Source organism: Alphaproteobacteria bacterium (genome assembly GCA_016722515.1).
In the GTDB taxonomy this organism is placed as follows: domain Bacteria; phylum Pseudomonadota; class Alphaproteobacteria; order Rickettsiales; family JADKJE01; genus JADKJE01.
Genome location: JADKJE010000003.1, coordinates 199,483 through 222,142, shown reverse-complemented (window position 1 = coordinate 222,142; position 22,660 = coordinate 199,483). Strand labels below are relative to the sequence as shown.

Here is a 22,660-nt window from a genome sequence, read left to right as displayed (position 1 = left end):
TTTTAAAGTTAATCAATCGATTGATTAACTTTAAAAAGAGCCATTCGTCGTGGGACTAGAAAATCTTCGATTGAGTCGTGGGCAAAAAGGAACGATTTTTGCTAGGTTGTGGCTACATGCGACATGCAAGAGGACTCATTTTGAAAAGCAAAAAATGAGCATCACCCAGCAATCTTACACATACGGCACCAAATCCTCTTCTGCCAGATTTCCAAATCGGGTTGAATTTGAATCAAAGTATAATTTCGCCACGCCCACTGGGCCATTACGTTGCTTGGCAATGATAATCTCGGCTTGGTTTTTGCACTGGTTCATTTGATCCTGCCATTCACCAAATTTGGGTGAGCCTTCGGCCGGTTGCTTCCTGGCTACGTAATATTCTTCACGGTAAATAAACATTACCACGTCGGCATCCTGCTCAATACTTCCAGACTCACGGAGGTCCGATAATTGCGGGCGTTTATCATCGCGTTGCTCTACTGCACGCGATAGCTGTGATAGTGCAAGTACCGGAATATTGAGTTCTTTGGCGATGGCTTTTAAGCCCTGGGTAATTTCGGACACTTCCTGTACCCTGTTGCTTTCAGACATTTTCGATGACCCCCTGACCAGCTGGAGATAGTCGATCATCAGCAAACCAAGGTTATGCTTACGTTTCAAACGTCTGGCCCTTGTTCTTAATGCGGCAATACTGAGGGCCGGAGTATCGTCGATAAAAATCGGCAAATCCTGTAATGATTTGGTCGCCTGCACTAATTTTTCAAAATCATGCTCGGTTAAGTTACCCACACGCATTTTGCTGCTATTAACCGTAGTTTCCACAGAAATCAAACGGGTGGCTAATTGTTCAGCCGACATCTCCAGTGAGAAAAAACCAACTCCAGGTGGGTTAGATGGATCCGGCGCACGTTTCTTTAAGAATCTAGCAGATTCTAAGGCAAGGTTAATCGCAAGTGCCGTTTTACCCATCGATGGACGGGCAGCCAGAATCAATAAATCCGAATCCTGCAAACCACCCAGATAATGGTCTAGGTCGGTAAAGCCAGTACTAATACCAGAAATTTTTTCTTTACGTTTAAAGGCTAAATCAGCACGGTCAATTGCCGACTTAAGCGACACATTCAAATGGCGAAATCCTGAATCGGAATGGCCTTCACTGGCCAGATTAAATAAACATTGCTCAGCTTGTTCAATTTGATCTTTAGCCGATACTTGCACATCATGTTCAAACGCCTGGTTTACCATATCTTCACCGATGGCAATCAGCTTGCGCTGCAACGCCAAGTCATAAATAATCCTCGCGTAATGCAGGCTGTTGATAATAGTAGAAGCCATGGACGCCAGATGCGAAAGATATTCGGCTTTTCCTACATCATGGAGTGATTCGTCTTTATCGAAATATTGTTTCAAACTTACCGGTGTTGCTACCATACCACGGTCGATCAATTGTATGATAGCCGCAAAGATACGTTGGTGCACCGGTTCATAGAAATGGTCTTCACGGAGGAAGTCACCAAATTTATCGATGGTTTGATTGTTAACCAAAAGCGACCCAAGCACCGCCTGTTCCGCTGACAGATTGTGAGGTGGCTGACGGTAGTTTGCATCGGCTTCGGTCGCTGATTGCGATGGGGTCGATTCACGTACTAATTCGTTATCAAGCATAATTATGTATCCGTTTAATTATAGACTATAAGCGCAAAAAAGAATCTTTGGAACCCTAAAATATCCCGCCTCAGGGCGCCACATTCATAATTTTTGTTGCAAGATAGCCTGAAGTGTTCTGTTGTCCCAACCTGCGACTTTTCTGAGCCCCTTTATGGACTGTCTCTTTTGTTGAATTTTTCTAGGGCGTGTCCTCAATTTGATATCCAAATGAATGTACAGGCTAGAAAGAGCCTAGCTTTGAAATTTCGAGCCAATTTTTCAAATCGTGTTGCAATGCTTCTAAAGTGTTTCATTCTGGCAAAAAGATTTTCTACTAAATGGCGGAGCTTGTATAGATACGAGTCAAACTCTGGGTTTGGCTTTTTGCTATTGGATTTTCGTGGAATAACAGGATTCATCCTCGCCTCTTTGGCTTGCGCTCGGATTGCTTCGGAATCGTAGCCTTTGTCTGCTATAAAATGGTCTGCCACTCCTATCTTTCCGATGATTTTATCGGCTACTTTGGCATCGTGGACTTCACCCCCAGTGATTTGAAAATCGATCGGATTTCCATGCGCATCGGCGGCAATGTGAATCTTAGTAGTTGCTCCTCCTCTAGACATTCCGATGGCACGTTCTTCGCCACGCCGAGCTCCACTTGCATGCTGATGAGCGCGGACATAACTTCCGTCGGCGAATACCCACTCCCGTATCAATTTCTCCTCGTAGCTCAAAAAAAAATTCTCCCATAACCCTTTCGCAGCCCAACGGTTAAAGCGATTATAGGCTGTTTTCCAGGGACAAAATTCCTCAGGAACATCTCGCCAGGGAGCTCCTGTACGAAGCTTCCATAAAATGGCTTCCATAACTGCACGATCATTTTTCCAGCGATGGCATCCTTTCGCTTTCATTGTCCTTTGAAGTTGTTCCCAGATTGAATCGCTTAAAAATTGTCGCACCATATGTAAAACCTCCCTTCAATATTAAGGAACAATCTCATATATTCAGCTAATTTGCAGCCATTTTATATGCAAAAGCATAATTGAGGACACGCCCTAAAGTATTAAAGACTGAATTGTTGCATCACTTTAGCGCCGAGGAGATGTATCTTTGTTAGATTGATCACCACGCTTAGCTGGCGTTATCTTGGATGGTTTGTGTCTCTGAGATCGTGAAACAGTTTGGGTGGATGTGTCAGCAGCCACTTCAGGGTTTGAAGACACGCTGGGGTGGCCTTCTTGAAGTGTTTTCTCAATCATTTTTGCTAGCTTAGGATATTTTATCTTCTGATCCGGATCTAAAATATCCACTCCATTAGGCAAATTCACTCCTTTATTAATCAAATACATAGCTAGATTTGGCTTACTCAATAGGATAGCAATCTGAACTAAATTCCTATCATTATCATCAACCATATTGAGGTCAGCTCCAGCTTCCTTCAACAATTTTATCTCGTTTTGGACTTCTTTTCGGCGTCCTTTAGTAGGGCAAGTAATAACAGCAATCAAAGCCTCGTTTAAAGCAGCTCGTTTGTTATCGCTGTCTTCGGCTTGACGAATTTCTTCAAGAACTTTTTTCAGTTTGTCAAAGTTTTCGTGAGTATTGCGTAGTTTCACTATTAGCGGATTTTCATTAGTAATCAATAAATTAGCCGGTTGGTTATTTTGAGTTTGAGAACATTTTATTTTTGGAGGTTGCTTTTCTGTACTAGTAATATTTCTGGCAGATTTAATTGATTTATTACTTTCTAAATAATCCTCGACTCTTTGTTTCAGTTTCAGTCCTAGCTCTTTTTCATCTTCATATGTATAAAAAAAGTCATCAGCCTCAATTAGTCGAAGGATAGTAACGTCTATCTCTTTCTTTTGATTTCTGAGTGGGTGCTCTATGGGAAACTCCTCTGCATATTCTTCTAAAGAAGTCATGAAAGAAACAAATGGATCTATTGTATTGCTGTAATCTTTTCGAATTCTCCCTATGAACAGACCCTTTATTATTTCGTTCTTTTCACTTTTATCTAAATTTTTATGTAAATATAGCTCAGTTAATTGCCAAAAGGAAAGAGTTTGATTTTTATGAGATGTATTAACATCATTTCCAAAAATGTCATCTAGTAATTTATCCACTCTGTCTTCCACAGATCCTGTCGTATTATATACGTAATATTTAAAGTCACAGTGTAGAATTCCAAGCTGATGACAATGTTTGAAAAGTTCGAAGAATAGCTCCCGATCAGTTTTTACACATTCATGTAAAATTCTAAACAGAACGGTATTGGGTATAACTCCGTTATTAGATAAATCAACAATCAGCTGAGCTTTGCTAGGGATATTACCATGATAAAGTTGATGAAAGAGTGTATCTTCATTTACTGTACCGTCTTTCAGGAACCATGGAGCAACTTCTAGTTTGCATAATGTAGTAATAAATCTGGCTGCATCACGCATTTCTAGTATATGTGTAAGACAATCACCCATTAAAGATGATGATAGCTCAGTTTTTTTATTGTTTATTATTAATTTATGAGCAATTAACTCTGCAAATGCTACGTGGTTACACTTAATTGCTTTATCTAAATATTCAGTAAGGTTACTATTGTTAGACAATTCATGCAGCCATTCTCTAAGACCTTTAGGGCGTCTACTCCGTTTACCCTTAGGTAATAATACTGGATTGTTGTTTTTAGAATATGCCAAATTTGTCACCTCTGTCTGCAAATCACGCATTCTTTCATATTCTGGCCCTGACATGTCTTTTATATAAAATGGAAACACATCACTTAAATAATGAATATTTTTACCAATCAATAGAAGATCTCTTACAGATTTCTTGCGTAGCAAACGTTCAATTTGTTGATCTTTATGATCTTCTAATAAACTCGTAACCGAGCCTGTTTCTTCTAGTTTTGCTAGCAATTCTTTAGCGCAATATTTGTATCCTCCTTCTATAATTATTCCAGCTAAAACTGCGAGATGTGCATCTACTATTGATTCTTCAGATGGACCTGTAGTTCTCCTTTTTTGAAACTCATCAACTAGTGAAAAAATGTCTGGAAATTGATCATTGAATCGCACTGCTGCAATCAAATTTATCAACTGATCCATATCCATATCTGCTAGAATAGATTGGTCAAATTCATTAAAATTTCCTTTTTTTGCGTTGTGAAGTAGTATTATAATTTTAAGTTGAGTTTTGAGTTTTTCTATAGATTTCATTTTTTCATTGCTTGATTGATAATAAAAAAGTAGTGATAATTTTTGTGTATTTTAGAATATTTTTTATGTATGTCAATATAAATAGACAACGAAATCAGGGCAAACGCATCTAAATTTGCGTATTAGTTAATAATATCGTAGAAAGACCTGATTTAATTCATATAGAGGTTTACTGCACAATGGCATGAAGTGCTTTGTGATCCCGTCCTGCTACCTTTCTTAGTTCCTTTATAGAATGCCTCTTTTGCTGGATTTTTTGGATCATATCTCATTTGATGAGGCCCTGGAATCCACTCGGATTGAGGAATATGGCGTAGTGTGGTGTAGAGTTAAGAGCATGATTTACAGCTTGGCAAGCATACAAAAAGAAGAAAATATAAAAGTTAAAAAAAACTTTAATTCAATTTAAATTTATAGTATAAAAACAAATTAAAACTACTCCAGGAGATAGAACACATGCACGAAAATGAAAGAAAAATAATAATCGAAGCTCTTCAATCAAATGATATGCAAACATTCAAGAACCTATCTGAGTTCCTTCTTATCCCTAAGTACTCTCATAATCAAACAATTGAAGACATCCTGAATCTAGTCCTGGTCAATGAGAATGATAGTGCGTTTAGTTTACTTCTTGATATGGGCTTGCAAGACAAGTACCATGGGCGATCTATTTTGACTTTAGTAGCAAAATTTGCCTCAGGTAAGACCATCGAAAAGCTGATAGAATCCCATCGATCTCTCTTAGGTGAACAATTATGGTATATTTCACCAATGGCGGAGATCATTTTAGCGCTGAATATTTCTGCCGCAAAAGTTTTGCTGGATGAAATGTCGAAGCAAAAATTTCCTCCCGAAAACATTTTGAAAGAAAAGTATGTGCTCATAAGAAGATGCATCAGTGATAAGGATTATGATAAACTTTCACAGGCCATTTTATCTTTTCCTGAAGTGGTTAAGGAGGAAAATGATTTTTCCAAATCCGACAAAACAAATCTATTGGTCTTTGCTTGCATAGAGAAATCTAGTGACGCACTAATCCAGCTTCTCGAAGCAGGAGGAAAGTTCAGTAACCAATGTGCAGACATGTCACTTATATCTATGGCGGCAACGTTCGCAGACTTTAGAGCTATGAAGGGTGTTATAGAGCTTGGTGGAGGCATAAATGCCAAATACGGCGTTGAGAAAAAAACAGCGCTTGATATTGCACTGGAACACCAAAATTTTTCTGCGGCAATCGCACTTTTAGAGTATAGAGCAAAAAGCTCGCAAGTGGCTAAATATGCAGGGAAATTATGCTCTGAAGCCATTAAAATTGGGAGCGATACGGTGCTTAGGCAGTTGATCGATGCACATCACATCAATATGCATACCTTATGTGGCGATAAGACAGCGCTTGATTTTGCACTGGAACACCAAAATTTTTCTGCGGCAATCGCACTTTTAGAGTATGGAGCAAAAAGCTCGCAAGTGGCTAAATATGCACGATTATTATGCTCTGAAGCCATTAAAATTGGGAACAATACGGTGCTTAGCCAGTTGATCGATGCATATCCCATCAAGAATAAGAATAAGCAGACGGCACCTAATAGCCTTATCCCGGTGGCATATACATTTAAAAATGATGAGGCCATCCGTATCCTACTCAATGCGGGAGAAACATTTCATATTACCCCAATGGTAAATCATACGCATGAAAAGAAACCGCTGCAATCTGCTGTTGAATTTATTTCAGACGATACGATTAACCTATTGATGCAGAAGGCAAATAATCCTAAAACAAAAGAGAACCGCCCCGAATACAACCAATTAATCCAAGCAATTGGATTTTACTCTATTTATAAGAAAGACTACAAACGTCTTCGTGCCTTATTATCATCGAAAAATTCTGAAATTTTTACATTTAATGATGACAGCCTTCAATCTAACCGTAATCAATTACTACATTGCGCAATCCACCTCAAGGATGAAGAAGCATTACGAATACTCGTCGAGTATGGAGCAGATATTAAGGAAAGAATAAAATACATTTCACCATCTGAACCACCACTTGAAACTAGTGATGATCTATTTTTATTAATAGCCCCTTTTGCGAGCGCACGCATGATCAGAGATCTTATTTCAAAAGGAGCCACTATAAACACTGTAATTCCAGACACCCCCAGCCCCTCTGAATTTTTATCACATTTACCATTTTATCAGGCACTTATAAATGGAAACTTAGACGCAGCAGAGCAACTGATAATGCATGATCTCTGGATCAAACGATTTGGAGAATTTGGAGGATTTATGAGCAATCAGTCATTCATTGCGCTCCTTTTAGAAATTTATCAGGTCGAGAATGAAACCAACATCCAATCAAATATCTTGAATTATAAAAACACTATCAAACCAATTAAAAATTCAAACGATGAGTTTGCTGATGGTTCGGCGTTGCGCTTCATGAATTCATTTCCATCCAATCCTCATATAGTCCCATTCATCAAATTACTTGCCAAAATAGGAGCTAATCTTGATGTTAAATATAATGAACACATCGACTTGCCTGAGCCCCCCTATAAGATTAACTATTCCCCACTAGTTTATGCCTTCATCTTCTGTGATTTCAAGACATTCTTTGCGTTGAAGGAGCACGGTGCTACTATAGACCCTTCTTTGCTTCGTTTGATAACATGTAAAGCGGCTTTCACTAATACTACCGACTATGATGATTTTGCGGAATCTTTGGCAATTGACGTCGTGAACGCTCTTTATTTTGAAGCATTAGAACGTGCTATTTCTGCTAAAAACACAAATGAATGTAAAAAACTGATTGAAAACGGTGCACGTATTGATTATCGCGACGTTAATGGTAACACTCTATTACATCGTATGATTAAACAAGACCATCTTGTTGAGGATATTATCTATATTCTTGAATTAGGTGCAGATATCAATAAACAATCGAATGCCGGAAACTCAGCCCTGCATTTGGCTGTGTTGCAAAAAAACGACGCCCTTGTGAATCTCCTACTTAGCTATGGGGCCGATGTTACCATTAAGAATAATAAAGGTAATACCCCGCTGCATTTGGCTGTGTTGAAAAACAGTATTCCTAATATCGACATACTCTATCATGGGGGAGCAGATGTTAGGATACCAAATAACAAAGGAAAAAAACCACTTGATGTAGACAGCAAAAACAAGCAGAATAAGGAGGCAAAAGGACACCTTGAAGTTTTAATCAACAATGCCAACCATTGTGATCGTTGGGGTCAAAATAAACTCCATCTTTTTATTACAGACGAGCCTGTCAGCACATGGATTAATCAAGGACTAGATATTTCAAAACCAGATGTTGATGGATATACACCGCTTCATCTTGCTGTCTTACACCAAAATGAAATATTAGTTAGTCAGCTGCTTAAACATAATGCCCCTTGCAATACTGCAGTAAATGGCGTCACACCGTTGCATCATGCTGCAGCATTAGGCAATGTTTCGCTTGTTAACCTGCTAATTTCTCATGGCTCTTCCATTAATGCTATCGATACAGAGGGCCTTACGCCACTAGATTATGCTCTCTCTTGTAAAAATGCTGAGGAGTTGGGAGCAGTTGAAAAAACACTTCTAGAAAATGGAGCTGCTTACGGCGATGACGTAGTGATTAAAGAGCCCCCCTTGGAAATGCAACACGCAAATGATGAAACATCCGTTCCACGCAAGTATCAATATACTCGCGATGAAAACAATGGCCAAAACCAGGATATAAATCTATTACATCGTATGATTAAACAAGGCCATGTTGTTGATGTTGACTTTATTCACGCTATTTGTAGTTCTGGTGCAGATATCAATAAACCAGCGACTGATGGAAACTCAGCCCTGCATTTGGCTGTATGGTACGGAAACGAAGACCTCGTGCATCTCCTACTCAACCATGGGGCCAACGCTAACATTCAGAATAATAAAGGTAATACCCCGCTGCATTTAGCTGTGTTGAAAAACAGTATAGCTAAAATCAACATACTCTATGGTGGAGGAGCAAATGTTAGGATACCAAATAACAAAGGAAGAAAACCGCATGATGTAGACAGCAAAAACAAGCAGAATAAGGAGGCAAAAGAACACCTTGAAGGTTTAATCAAGCATGCCAACTCTTGTGATAGTTGGGGGCAAAATAAACTCCATCTTTTAGTTATAGAAGAGCCTCTCAGCACATGGATGAAGCAAGGACTGGATATTTTAAAACCAGATTGTGAAGGATTTACACCGCTTCATCGTGCTGTCCTATGCGGAAATGAAATATTAGCTAGTCAGCTGCTTAAACATAATGCCTCGTGCAATACTGTAGCAAACAATGGCGCCACACCTTTGCATCATGCTGCACAAATAGGCAATGTTGTGCTTGTTAATCTGCTAATTTCTTATGGCGCTCCCATTAATGCTCACGATGAATTGGGCTTTACGCCACTAGATTATGCTCTCTCATGTAATGACACTGAGAAGTTTAGTGCAGTTAAAAAAACCCTTCTAGAAAATGGAGCTGTTCCCAGCGATTATCTGGTGATTAAAGAGCCCCCCTTGGAAAGGCAATACGCAAATGATGAACCATCCGTTCCACGCACGAATCAATTACCTACTCATGACAAAAATAGTCACTTAAAAAAGGAATCGATTAAGTCTACCAAAACAACTAATCAGGAAGGAACTGTCAAATCGACACGGTATCTATCCTAAGAGGACACATGGATGGATATTATAAAAATGCGATTGAACGGCCCCTCAATGATCCCCGTTAATTTTCTGTATTGTCGACTGGCACAACTAAAGGTATAATGGAATTTCAATTTACGCATAATGATGTCATGCACGAATTTTTTTGGAAGCTTTTAAACCCGCTTCACAGGCTTATTATACCTTATCCTTCCGCGCATGATACCAATCTGCGGCGGTTAGCGCTGTTGCACACCAAATGCATGAACCAACCTGTCTTTGAAAACAGCCCTAAGGTTACCATATTGGGTACATCCGACCAGGTAGGCGTTGCCTTGCTACGCAGACTGCTTGCTGGTGATGCACAGGTTTTTGCTTCCAGGCATGTCACATCAGTGCCTCTGACCCATTCTCATTTAACCTGGTTTACCGCTGATCTGACGCAACAGCCTTTGATCCTGCCTAATCCCACCAGTGTTGTTTTTTCAACGGTGAACATCACCTTACTACCTCAACATATTCCGCAATTAGCCAGTCAGCATGTGCAGCATATCATTGCGCTTAGTTCCACTTCGGTGATGACGAAATCGAAATCGCCCAATAAAAAGGAACAGCTGGAAGCTCAGGCTATCCATAGAGCTGAAAAGGAACTCCAAAAACAATGCGCTGCATTTGGAATCGCGTTTACCATTTTCAGACCTTCACTCATTTATGGGTATGGTTTGGATTTAAATATCACACTGCTTGATAACATGATCAAGCGTTACAGTATCTTTCTTTTTCCAGGTAAAGGAAAAGGGAAACGCGCCCCTACCCATGCTGATGATGTCGCCCAGGTAATGCTGAGTGCTTTTATCAATCCCATCAGTCGGAATAAAATTTATTCCATTGAAGGTGGAGATGTCATGACCATGCGTGATATTGTGACTTTCCTGTTTCACCGCTATCATAAAAAACCGCGTATATTCCAGCTGGAATCATTGCCGAAAATCTTTGAATATTTTCCCTTTGGCCCCTTTAATTCTGAAACCATCTTACGAATGGAACGTGATATGCTATTTGACGATAGCCAGGCTCGCAGTGAACTAGGCTATGACCCGCGCCCCTTTAGCTTAGATTATTAGCATCTGTGAAGTGAAACGCAGAGATTGTTCAGTCTTGTTGCATCTTGTTTCGATATCTTATACACTCGTTCGGCTTGATCATTAGAAAAGGTTATTCATGAGCCATGTAACGGTTGTCGGCGTCCAATGGGGCGATGAAGGTAAAGGTAAAATAGTTGATTGGTTATCCGAAAAAGCGGATGTTGTTGCTCGTTTTCAAGGTGGGCACAATGCCGGACATACCCTCGTTATCCAAGGGACTACCTATAAATTAAGCTTGCTTCCAAGCGGTATTATCCGCCCAGGCAAAATGGCAGTGATTGGCAATGGAGTTGTGCTAGACCCCTATGCCCTTCTTAGAGAAATTGATACGCTTAAACAAGCCGGTATTCCCGTTTCAACGGATAATTTAGCGATTGCCGACACGGTTCCCCTCATTGTGAGTTTACACCGTGAGATCGACCAATTAGCTGAAGCCTATCGCGGTAAAAGCAAAATTGGTACCACCGGCCGCGGCATTGGACCTGCATACGAGGATAAAATCGCGCGCCGGGCTATCCGTTTATGCGACTTAACCGACCGTGACTACCTGCAAGATCGCGTCGAAGGTTTGATTTTCTATCACAATGCTATCCGGCGTGGATTAAATGCACCAGAAGTTAAAGCACAAACCATTATGGATGAATTGCTGGCCATAGCCGACCAGGTACTGCCTTTTGCCACACCAGGATGGAAATTAATGGATAAATTGGCTAAGTCCGGCAAACGCATTCTTTTTGAAGGTGCACAGGGATTAATGCTCGACGTTGATGCCGGTACTTACCCTTTTGTGACATCGTCCAATACCGTTGCAGCGCAAGCGTATACAGGTACAGGCCTTGGCATTAATCATCATAGTTATGTACTTGGCATTACCAAGGCCTATACCACCCGCGTAGGCAGCGGCCCCTTCCCCACAGAGCTTCAAGACGAAGTAGGGAAGCATCTGGGTGAAAAAGGTAAAGAATTCGGAACCGTCACCGGACGTAGCCGCCGTTGCGGATGGTTTGATGCCGTCATGGTTCGACAAGCAGCTACCCTTTCTGGTGTGCATGGTATCGCTTTAACCAAGCTTGATATTCTCGATGGCCTTGATGAGATTAAAATCTGTGTTGGCTATCGCCTACACGGTGAAACCATTGATTACTACCCCTCTTCTTCTGCGGCACAATTAGTGGTTGAACCTGTTTACGAAACAATGCCTGGTTGGAAAGAAACCATTACCGGTATCAATTCACTCGAAGGGCTTCCACAAGCAACGCGTAATTACATCAAACGGTTGGAAACATTAACTGGAATTCCTATTACGGTGATTTCTACCAGCCCAGAACGCGATCATACGATTTTATTGAAAGATCCGTTTGAGAAGTAGATACCCAATCAAGATTTAGACTAAATAGCAGTGATTGCACGATGAACGCAATCCCTGCTATTTCTTTATTTAATCGGACTTTTTGAGATAAAATAACATAAATAAAACGTGTTTCTTTTTGATTTCTAAGATTTTTTTTAAAAATATGCGCTTTTGTCATATTAGTGCAACAATAAGTTGCTACAATGATTATCAGTTGAAGGGATACACGAAATAAAAACCCTCTCAAGGCCCAGGGAAACCAGGCCTAGCTAGAGATGTGATCTGGAGCATCCCCCATAACATTTCCCTCTTATTCCCAACCCCACCAGATCACATCTCTAGCGCCAATCTCTAGCACCCAAAACCTAGAGCATCATCCTCACCCGTTCATTCCCAAACAAGTCATCTGTGATTATAGCCTATTTTTTTAATTAATTGTCAAAAAAAATTCGCACTCTTTTAAAAAAACCTTTCTTGACTTGAAAATCCCATGTCTCCATACTCATGTTTCATTTATCTGGAATAAGGGATTTACATGGATAATACGGATTCCTCTACGAATACATTTCTTGCAGGGTTAAACGAGGCCCAACGGCAAGCTGTTCTCTTGACAGAAGGCCCATTACTGGTCCTTGCAGGAGCAGGAACAGGAAAAACCAAAGCACTCACCAGCCGTATTACCTATCTCCTCACGCAAAAACTTGCTATGCCTGGGCAAATTCTTGCGGTTACCTTTACGAATAAAGCAGCACGGGAGATGGAGCATCGTATTCACCAACTTATCGGCGATTATACCAGTGGCTTGTGGCTCGGTACGTTCCATTCTATTGCCGTTCGTATTCTGCGCCGTCATGCCGATCTCCTAGGTTACAGCCATCAATTTACCATTATCGATACCGATGACCAGGAACGCCTGATGCGTCAGGTCTTGCAGGAGCTTTTCCCTAATTTAGATGATAAAAAATATTCAGGAAAATCGATACTCCAGGTCATTCAGCGTTTTAAAGACAAAGGACTTCTGCCGGAAGATCTGGTCAATGAAGACCGACTGCTTGGCAAGGGGCATTGGGATCCGATCGACGTTTACACTCGCTACCAGGAACGATTAAAGCAACTCAATGCCATGGATTTTGGTGATTTGCTACTCCTGAATCTCAAGCTATTTAAAGAATTTCCCCAGATTTTGCGCGACTATCAGCATCAATTTAAATATATTTTGGTTGATGAATATCAAGATACCAACGTCACCCAATATTTGTGGTTGCGATTATTTGCACAGCATCATAAAAATATTTGCTGCGTCGGCGATGATGATCAATCCATTTATGGTTGGCGAGGGGCTGAAGTAGGCAATATTTTAAAGTTTGAGCATGAATTTCCAGGCGCTAAAATTATCCGCCTCGAAGATAATTACCGCTCAACCCCTCACATCCTTGCTGCCGCATCTGGATTAATTAAAAATAATAACGCACGGCTTGGCAAAACCTTGCGTACGACGCTTGCCGAAGGGGAGAAAGTCCATGTCATCAAAGTATGGGATGACCAGCAAGAAGCCTATCTGGTTGGCAATACCATGCTTGATTTATTCAAAGAAGGATTTAAACCCTATCAGTGCGCCGTACTGGTAAGAGCAGGCAGCCAAACCCGTTCATTTGAGGATCAATTTACACGTCTTGGTATTGCCTACCGGGTTATCGGCGGTTTCAAATTTTATGAAAGGCTAGAAGTGCGAGATGTGATTGCTTATCTGCGCCTGTTAATTCAACCATCGGATGATTTAGCGTTTGAGCGCATTATTAATACACCTAAACGCGGGGTAGGCGACAGCACCCCTTGAACTTATGTATCAAACCAGCCGGTCACTGGGTATTCCCCTACTGGCAGCAACACAGCATTTACTGCGCGACAATCAATTTTCTGCCAAGGTTCAAAAATCACTGTCCACCTTCTGCGACCACATGAACAATTGGACGCAGATGCTGGAAACCACCCATTTTTCAATCGTTGCCAAACAGCTGCTTGATGATACGGGTTATCTTAAAATGTGGGAAGAGCATCCCGACTCCGATTCGCTGCAGCGCGTGGATAACATCCAGGAATTATTACGAAGCCTGCAAAGCTATGCCACCCTTGCCACGTTCTTAGAATATGTCAGCCTGGCCACCGATGTCGACCAGGTAGCTGACATCGACAAGGTGACCGTCATGACATTGCATGCAGCCAAAGGCCTTGAATTTGAAGTGGTGTTTTTGCCTGGCTGGGAACAAGGATTATTTCCGAATCAACGCGCCATCCAGGATTCAGGCAATCATGCACTTGAAGAAGAACGCCGTCTCGCCTATGTAGGCATTACCCGCGCCAAGCGCCGCGCTTATATTTATTTCTGTCAGCGTCGTCGTTTATTTGGCCATTGGTCTAATGCTATTCCTTCGTGCTTTATCAATGAACTACCACAAGGGCATATTATTTTTAAAGATACGACCCGTCAGGGCGGCAGCACTGGTTACAGCCCGGGCAATCAATATTATTCTCAACGCACGCCGACATCATCGCTGGATGATGAGATTCCGCAATGGGATCAACCACGTAGTTTTAACTCGCAGTCCACGGCACCTAAAGCAGCCTTTGGGAAATCCGTTGAAAGTTTTATGAAATCGGTTCCTGTTCCTTCAGCAAAATCCTCATCTACATCATCAACACCAGCACGCATTAAAAAAGGCGATCGGGTGGTGCATCCTATTTTTGGGCAAGGTACGGTTGTTGTGGTGATGGAATCAAACTTAGATATACGCTTCGATCGCGGCGGGGTTAAGACGATTGTGAAGGCTAAAGTGAACCGATTAGAATCTGTATAATGTGAGAATTTGCTGCAGTTAGGTCTAGAAAAATGATAATTGCGCTGGTCGCGCAATAAGTTTTGTGCTGGATTCCCAGCCTTTTAAAGCAGCACTCGCCTGCGGCTCATACTGCTTAAAAAGGCTGAGAATGACGCCCCACACTCCGTCATCTTCAGCCCATGTAGCGTAAGCGTAATGGGCTGGAGATCCAGCGCAAAACTATTTTGCGACTAGCAAAATTCCATTATTTCAATGCCTTTTAAAGCAGCACTCGCCTGCGGCTCATACTGCTTAAAAAGGCTGAGAATGACGCCCCACACTCCGTCATCTTCAGCCCATGTAGCGTAAGCGTAATGGGCTGGAGATCCAGCGCAAAACTATTTTGCGACTAGCAAAATTCCATTATTTCAATCTTCTAAATAACAATATATATTGCTTAAATCACAAAGTTTTGTGCTGGATTCCTAGCCTTTTAAAGCAGCACTCTCCTGCGGCTCATACTGCTTAAAAAGGCTGAGAATGACGCCCCACACTCCGTCATCTTCAGCCCATGTAGCGTAAGCGTAATGGGCTGGAGATCCAGCGCAAAACTATTTTGCGACTAGCAAAATTCCATTATTTCAATCTTCTAAATAACAATATATATTGCTTAAATCACAAAGTTTTGTGTTGGATTCCTAGTTTTTAAAGCAGCACTCGCCTGCGGCTCATACTGCTTAAAAAGGCTGAGAATGACGCCCCACACTCCGTCATCTTCAGCCCATGTAGCGTAAGCGTAATGGGCTGGAGATCCAGCGCAAAACTATTTTGCGACTAGCAAAATTCCATTATTTCAATCTTCTAAATAACAATATAAATTGATTAAATCATAATATGCGATATAACTTATTTATTGATTATATAAAAAATATGGAAATATGACAATCAAACTTTTAAACCCACCTGTTATTCAACCTGTCGGAAATCGATTTATTGCTGTTACCGAAGAAAGAGAAAAAAGAGGATTATTGAAAGTACCCACTGTTAGTGGAGAAGTCTCTGTTGTGGCGAATAAGACCACACTTCCATTTGGCAGAAATCTTCATAGTTTTATTACGTATTCTGGTATTGATGATCCCTCGGCACTGGAAACATTCCTGGCGTTATTTTGGAACGAGGGCGTGAACAACTTCCTGACATTAACGGTGAAACCGTCTGAAGGACAACTTCATCATTTAGAAAACATGTCTGGTCAGCAATTTGGAAAATTTCAACTTTCAGCTTCTGAGACTTTGGAAGAAACCCCCGATTTTAAAGTAGTGAAATCGGAATTAATGTATTTGAATGACAATGAAACTACTTCTCGGACAATCAGGCATCTTCAATACAAAACCTGGAGTGATCATGGCACGATTGATGACAACAGTGACAAAGCCATGCAGAAACTAAATGCACTACTTGATACGATTGAGAGATATGTGCTCGCAGACGAAGTCTTGCCTATCAATTGCAATGGTGGTATTTCACGTACCGGTTTTGTGATGCAAGCCCTTATCTTACGACAATTGGAGCGCCAGGGAATTCGAATACCACTTTCGGTTTTAAAGGAAGCGATATTAGAAAAAACGTATATCGAAGATTCATCAGGATTAATGCAAACATCGCAACTAGAGACCTATTATAATCAGATCTATGGCAGATCCTATGCCGTTGATGCCGATACGAAATTACCTGGGCATATCCAACTAGGAAGCATCAACCAATTTTTGCGCTACCACCGTCTTACCCTTGCCGATGCCCTGACTTTAGTATTAAATATGAAGGTACAGATTGACAAAGTGGAAGAGGCTACTTCTTTGTATGCACCGTCTTTACATTTACAATTAAGCAACCAAGATGCCATAAATGCAATTAAATTCAGTGAATTATCCTCATTTTTTACCAAAGAATCCAAAGATAATGGCAGGTATACCGTTTTTTCAACGCAGAACAAAGGAAGTTTTTTTAGAACATTAGACAGAGCATTACGCGCCATTCCATGCAAAAATCTGAGCGTGGAAACAAAGGATTATACCAAGCCAAGCCCCCCTGCTCCTTTACACGTTCCGATAACCCACCCCGTGATCCCCCCTCAGGATCAATCAACTCGTTTGTATAACCAGGAAGGAAAGGGTTCCTCAGCTTCGGTAGTGCGTGTTCCAACGTCTACGGAACCCCCGTTACTGCTGTCAGCTGAGCAAACTCATCTGCTTACAAATTTTTTCTATCCAGACACGAAACCTATTTCAGCAGTAAACATCAGTTTAGAAGATAGGCTCAAGAGTGCTCTACAGACACGTACATGTGATTTTACCCTCGCATTAAAGGAAGATCACTACATCATTAACTGCACCACCTATGCTGCGGCTGAAACGTTGAATAAGGCGTTTGGCCTTGGCAGTACTTCCCGTACCTTTAAGCTCAACCATTCCGAAGCCCAGTCACTCGTGCAAGGTAACCAGGTTTCCAAACAACAGAACCTTCAGCATTAGTGAATGTTTCTACTCAACATTCACTTCTACTAACTCAATGTCTTTCACCGAAAATATCCCTTTTCCATCCATGGAAATCGGTAAATAATCGGCATTAAACCTCACGGGCACATCAAATTCAAAATCGGCACTTAGCTGACTTGCTGGGGGAAGTGGTGCATCCAATAAAAGGATTCCCTTTGTCGCATCCATGGAATATCCTGCTACGAGTTTCTGATGATTCACATAGACCTTTACCGTTCCTTCAACCGGTTTACATACGTTACGCTGATAAGTGCCGTAGCCTTTTACCAATTGAAATTGACGATGGCTACCATCCCCAGTACCTAGCACCTGCCCACACACGCAATAATCTGACCAATCCTTAAAGCGAAATCCCTCAGCCCTACCACCTCTGGCATAAAAGAAACTCAACAATGTTTCCATTTGCTTTTGTGTGCGTAGACTAAAGCTTACCTGATAGCGCAAACGTGCCTGTTTCCAATTGCGGTTTCGCTGTTCCTTGCCGCTTTGCATCCTAATCGTATCGGTCGAAAATTGCGGGCCACCCACGGCCCCATAGGATATATCCTCCGGAAAGCGGACTTCAGCAAACATAAATGATCCTTGGAAAGATTAGTGTTATTTTGAATGCGAACCTGGGCGTGATCGTCTTTCATCTTCTTGGCGTTGATACTTGCCACGCTCACGTAAGCCTAACGTTTCCCCAGGTGGCTGAGTCGATTCACCGCGTCCGTGCGACGCCAACTTTCCTTCTAGGGAACGATTGAAATTATCAATAGCTGTCCGCATTTGAATGCGTTGTTCGGCTGGTCCAAGGCGATCCAGTTGCGCTTTAATATCTTCTTGTTTTTCTGGACTTAAACGACTTAAGATTTTTTGGTTAAACTCTTTTTCAACAGATTGTTTAGGTTGTTGGTCCAGAAATTCCTGCATCACCTGCACAGTTGCTTTGGTATCATGCGCCACCTCATCAATTCTCTTACCCCATTTTATTTTATCCTCTGGCGAAGCCTGTAAATATTCCCGTTGGAAGGCTTTAGCTGTGCTAACCTGAGATTGGTCTTTTTCTTGCTGCTTATTATCACTAGCAACACGACCTTGGTCTGCGGCTTTCATATTGGTTTGAAAAATATTCTTTATTTTTCCAATTAAGGCTTTTGATACCTGAGGTGCAGTCTCAATAATACCCTTGACAAGCATATCCACAGCTGAATTAAGATCGGCATCCAAAAACTGATAAGCCGTAATACCCAAATCACCAATTTTTTTGGTTAACTGTCTGAATTCCTTTAATTCTTTAAAGATCCTGGCATTTTCCTTGGCTTTTTCAGCTAATTTAAGTTCTTCTTCGCCACGGCTCCTGAACTGTTGAGCAAGTGCCGGATTACGACGTTCTTCGGCCAATACCGCATTGGAAAAATGCTTTGCTGCCGATTTCTCTGCCTCATTTTTACTTTTATTATAGCCATTCTCTGCACCTGCAAATTTTTTATGTACCCAATCTTGACTGGGTTTATGAGGTGCTTTGGCCTTAGAGTCGGATCGTTCTTCTCCCGTGCGATAACCCCCTGGAATAAACCCTCTCCCCTCACCGCCTGAGGGTCCGGTAGGACCTGCACCTTCTGGCATAATAACCCCTCTTATCTAACCTATTGTCTTAATAAGACTAAATGAAAACCATTAACAATTTTCTAATTTGGTATTTTTTAACTTCCATTTTGAGGATAAAAAATCGAGCCCATCCTTGAGCCGGTCAACCATCGCTGAGGGTTTGATATCCCCGGTTTCTTTATCATGGGGAGGATTAACGCCAAACACACAAATATCCATCACCTCCTTGCGCGTTTTACTATATTCCAGCCATTGAAATGCCTGTTGATATAGCCTGCGGCAATGGATTTGCTCTTCCTCAGAAAGTGTCCCAGGGTTGTAGCCCCTGATGTAACTCATGTCATACCCCCTGGCATGGGGAGCACCGTTAACACGGTAATACAGCTTCCGCAGTTTTACCCCCGCTAAAAAGGAGGCGTAAGGAATCATATCGTTGCGATAAAGCCTATCCAACGGATCCAAAGTGAGCCCCGCCTTATTTTTTTCCATTAACTCCCTCGTGCCTGTGTCTTTTGGTACCACCCGTACACGAAGGCGAACGCGTCTCTTTGCGGATTTTAACACCGCTTTCTTCTTACGTTTATCCATAAAGAACATCACCCAATCTTGCGTTTAAACGGCAGAATAGTAGCTTCACGCACGTCCTTGGATTTGCGCCGATTCTCTCGCACGATGGACACTAATTCATGCTGCTTTTCTACTTCCTGGAATAATTTCCTATCCACATGGTCTAACGTACGGTCGAGTAACCATTTGGTAAGCTTCTGCTCTTTTTCCAGCTTCTTACGGCTATTTGCTTCGCGGATCATTTGCGTGGCAAAAAAATAAACATGCTTCGGTGATAAATCAGCCATATGGCATACCGCTTGAAAATCCTCATTGTGCGGATTAAGCCAGTGAATGGCTTCTATCTTGGCCTCTTTTAATTCCTGATGCCTGCGTTTTTTAGGCAATGGACAATGCTTCTCAAGTGCCCTGCGGTAAGTGGCATCAATAATCGCCTGTAATACAACAGCCCGGTAAAGACCTTGAATCCGTTCGCGCTCTTCCTCAATATCATGCAATGATAAGAGCTCTATTGGTTTATCATCATATGTTAAAACCATGTATCCTCCCCTATATTCCTTTGTAGCCTTCATAAAGGATACGTGATAAGATTGCGACAATGCAAATTTATTTTGCGTCTGGATTTATCGATTTTATTCGTTTAAAATCAGAATGTTACTCAATAAAATGCGAGCTTAACATTGGGTAACGAAAAAAAATAAAGGTCATGTTTTTGGTAATTTAGGTAGTCAGTATGGCACATCAACCTACTACAGAACGGGTTTATATCTATGACAGCACTCTGCGCGATGGCGCACAAACCCATGGGGTTGATTTTACCAGTACCGACAAAGAAGACATTGCCAGCCAATTGGATAAATTAGGCATTGATTACATTGAAGGCGGTTGGCCAGGTGCTAACCCTACCGATGACGCTTTCTTTGCCAAGCCCCCCCGTTGCAAACACGCCAAAATTGCTGCTTTTGGCATGACACGCAGACCTTCCACCAGCACCGCCAACGACCCAGGCCTCAATGCCTTGATTAACAGTGGCGCTACCACCATTACACTGGTTGGCAAATGCTGGGATTTTCATATCGCCTCTGCACTCAATACCACACTTGATGTCAATCTAGCCATGATCCGTGAGAGCATTGCCCATGTGGTTGCCGCAAAATGCGAATCACTGTTTGATGCAGAACATTTTTTCGACGGCTATAAATCAAATCCAGACGTTGCCCTAGCCTGTATTAAAGCCGCTTATGAATCCGGCGCACGCTGGATTGTGCTGTGCGATACCAATGGCGGTACTTTGCCAGATGAGATTTTTACTATTGTTTCGGCTATTACCTGCGTGATTCCTGGAAGCCATCTTGGTATTCATTGTCATAATGATACCGAAAACGCAGTGGCTAATTCACTGGCCGCTGTCCGCGCAGGTGCACGCCAGGTCCAGGGCACCATCAATGGATTGGGTGAGCGTTGTGGCAACGCCAATTTAGTAAGTATCATTCCAAACCTGATGTTAAAAATGGGATATGATGTAGGTATAAGCAACGAAGGTTTAAAGCACCTCACCCGCTTATCACGTTTTTTGGATGAGCGGTTAAATCGCAACCCTGATCCATTCAAGGCCTATGTGGGTTCAGCCGCATTTGCACATAAAGGTGGGCTTCATGTATCGGCCGTGATAAAAAACCCTAAAAGCTATGAACATATTGATCCGACCTTGGTGGGCAATCAACGGCATATTTTGGTTTCGGATCAATCTGGCAAATCCAATATTCTAGCTCGCCTGCAGGAAATCGGCATTGCCATTCCTAAAGACGAAGATTCCATTATGCGCTTAGTAAGCGACGTCAAAGACCGCGAAAGCAAAGGCTATGCTTATGACAGCGCCGATGCTTCATTTGCACTATTGGCCATGCGTTGGTTGAGTGTTGTGCCTCTGTATTTTCGACTGGATAGTTTCCGTGTGATTGATGAACGGCGATGGAATGCGCGCGAGGAGCTGGTAACCGTATCGGAAGCTACCGTTAAACTCCATATCGGCGACCAACAACTCATGAGCGTTGCTGAAGGCAACGGCCCTGTCAACGCGCTTGACCTCGCACTTCGAAAGGTACTGGCACACATCTATCCAGCGCTCAAAGAATTCAAGCTAGTCGATTATAAAGTAAGGATTGTTTCATCCGAACAAGGGACAGAGGCGATCACTCGCGTCTTGATCGAATCGGCAGATACCATAGGCAATCGCTGGTCAACGGTTGGTGTCTCAACCAATATCATTGATGCGTCATATCATGCCCTGCATGATAGCATCACCTATCATTTGTTAGAATCAGGTGTGACAATCTAATGGATACGCCCCTTACCGCCCCTACATCCACTTCACCTATCATCATTCTTGATCAACCGCAGATGGGTGAAAACATTGGTGCAACAGCTCGAGCAATGGGCAATTTTGGCATGAAACAATTGCGCCTGATTTCACCACGTGATGGTTGGCCTAACGAAAAAGCTAAAATCATGGCCAGCCATGCGGGGGATATTATCGAAAACGCCACGGTTCATCATCGTTTTCAAGAGGCTATCGCCGATTGCCATCGTGTTTATGCGACAACCTCACGTAGCCGCAATGCCGCGATACCCGTTTTAACCCCGCGCCAAGCTGCTGCCGAAATTGTTCAGTATCATCTGCAAGGGCTGCAAAGCGCCATCATGTTTGGCGCCGAACGTACCGGCTTGGAAAACGATCCTCTCACCTTTGCCAATGCATTAGTGGTTATCCCGGTAGATGCCACTTATGCCTCAATGAACCTAGCCCAGGCAGTCGTGATTTGTGCCTATGAATGGTTTGTTGCCGCCCATGGCACTATCCCTGTGAGCATCCATAAACAGGAGCTTGCCAGCAAGCATGAGATTGAGGGCTTATTCGAACATCTCGAAACCAGCCTGGATACCAAAGGCTTCTTTCCCACAACAGCTCTCAAACCGTCGATGGTGCGCAACATTCGAACGATGCTGACACGAGCCGATTTTAGTTCGCAAGAGGTGCGGACACTCAGAGGAATGATTCGGGCATTGGTGGGTAGGGAATAAC

Annotated in this window: 15 protein-coding genes; 8 read left to right on the top strand and 7 right to left on the bottom strand. The window is 42.2% G+C overall.

The features are described from left to right. Positions 1-174: 174 nt before the first annotated feature. From IPP74_09650 to IPP74_09640, 3 genes are all read right to left on the bottom strand, one after another. Positions 175-1,665, bottom strand: a complete 1,491-nt coding sequence (locus tag IPP74_09650) for a replicative DNA helicase (protein MBL0319531.1) — start codon at positions 1,663-1,665, stop codon at positions 175-177. A 194-nt stretch (positions 1,666-1,859) separates the two neighbouring features. After that, on the bottom strand, positions 1,860-2,609 hold the full coding sequence (locus IPP74_09645) for an IS5 family transposase (GenBank protein MBL0319530.1): 750 nt from the start codon (positions 2,607-2,609) through the stop codon (positions 1,860-1,862). Positions 2,610-2,735: 126 nt separating this feature from the next. Next, complete coding sequence (locus IPP74_09640; GenBank protein MBL0319529.1) at positions 2,736-4,862, bottom strand: hypothetical protein; 2,127 nt, start codon at positions 4,860-4,862, stop codon at positions 2,736-2,738. A 456-nt stretch (positions 4,863-5,318) separates the two neighbouring features. Here IPP74_09640 and IPP74_09635 point away from each other — a divergent pair, with 456 nt between their 5' ends. From IPP74_09635 to IPP74_09610, 6 genes are all read left to right on the top strand, one after another. Beyond that, on the top strand, positions 5,319-9,578 hold the full coding sequence (locus IPP74_09635) for an ankyrin repeat domain-containing protein (GenBank protein ID MBL0319528.1): 4,260 nt from the start codon (positions 5,319-5,321) through the stop codon (positions 9,576-9,578). Between the two features lie 98 nt (positions 9,579-9,676). Beyond that, the gene (locus IPP74_09630) at positions 9,677-10,678 is read left to right on the top strand and encodes an NAD(P)-dependent oxidoreductase (protein MBL0319527.1); all 1,002 of its coding nucleotides are present in this window, start codon (positions 9,677-9,679) and stop codon (positions 10,676-10,678) included. A gap of 97 nt (positions 10,679-10,775) precedes the next feature. Further along, positions 10,776-12,068 (top strand): adenylosuccinate synthase, encoded by a 1,293-nt coding sequence (locus IPP74_09625; GenBank protein ID MBL0319526.1) that lies wholly within the window; start codon positions 10,776-10,778, stop codon positions 12,066-12,068. A gap of 517 nt (positions 12,069-12,585) precedes the next feature. Beyond that, entirely contained in the window at positions 12,586-13,887 is a 1,302-nt protein-coding gene (locus tag IPP74_09620) for a UvrD-helicase domain-containing protein (GenBank protein MBL0319525.1), read from the top strand. Between the two features lie 4 nt (positions 13,888-13,891). Further along, complete coding sequence (locus tag IPP74_09615; GenBank protein MBL0319524.1) at positions 13,892-14,905, top strand: ATP-binding domain-containing protein; 1,014 nt, start codon at positions 13,892-13,894, stop codon at positions 14,903-14,905. 899 nt (positions 14,906-15,804) lie between these two features. Continuing rightward, positions 15,805-17,397, top strand: a complete 1,593-nt coding sequence (locus IPP74_09610) for a hypothetical protein (GenBank protein ID MBL0319523.1) — start codon at positions 15,805-15,807, stop codon at positions 17,395-17,397. Positions 17,398-17,406: 9 nt separating this feature from the next. Here the strand turns inward: IPP74_09610 and IPP74_09605 are convergent, their stop codons facing one another. Genes IPP74_09605 through IPP74_09590 form a run of 4 tightly spaced genes read right to left on the bottom strand, consistent with a single transcriptional unit; the run spans position 17,407 to position 20,117 of the window. After that, positions 17,407-17,994, bottom strand: coding sequence for a DUF2460 domain-containing protein (locus tag IPP74_09605; protein MBL0319522.1), 588 nt, complete (start codon positions 17,992-17,994; stop codon positions 17,407-17,409). Positions 17,995-18,018: 24 nt separating this feature from the next. Continuing rightward, positions 18,019-19,029 (bottom strand): hypothetical protein, encoded by a 1,011-nt coding sequence (locus tag IPP74_09600; GenBank protein ID MBL0319521.1) that lies wholly within the window; start codon positions 19,027-19,029, stop codon positions 18,019-18,021. Between the two features lie 51 nt (positions 19,030-19,080). After that, positions 19,081-19,599, bottom strand: a complete 519-nt coding sequence (locus tag IPP74_09595) for a hypothetical protein (protein ID MBL0319520.1) — start codon at positions 19,597-19,599, stop codon at positions 19,081-19,083. A gap of 8 nt (positions 19,600-19,607) precedes the next feature. Beyond that, the gene (locus IPP74_09590) at positions 19,608-20,117 is read right to left on the bottom strand and encodes a hypothetical protein (protein MBL0319519.1); all 510 of its coding nucleotides are present in this window, start codon (positions 20,115-20,117) and stop codon (positions 19,608-19,610) included. Positions 20,118-20,311: 194 nt separating this feature from the next. Between IPP74_09590 and IPP74_09585 the strand changes: the two genes are divergently transcribed. Next, on the top strand, positions 20,312-21,916 hold the full coding sequence (locus IPP74_09585) for a citramalate synthase (GenBank protein ID MBL0319518.1): 1,605 nt from the start codon (positions 20,312-20,314) through the stop codon (positions 21,914-21,916). Beyond that, complete coding sequence (locus IPP74_09580; GenBank protein MBL0319517.1) at positions 21,916-22,659, top strand: RNA methyltransferase; 744 nt, start codon at positions 21,916-21,918, stop codon at positions 22,657-22,659. The genes IPP74_09585 and IPP74_09580 overlap by 1 nt, the downstream gene beginning before the upstream one ends. Position 22,660 lies beyond the last annotated feature (1 nt).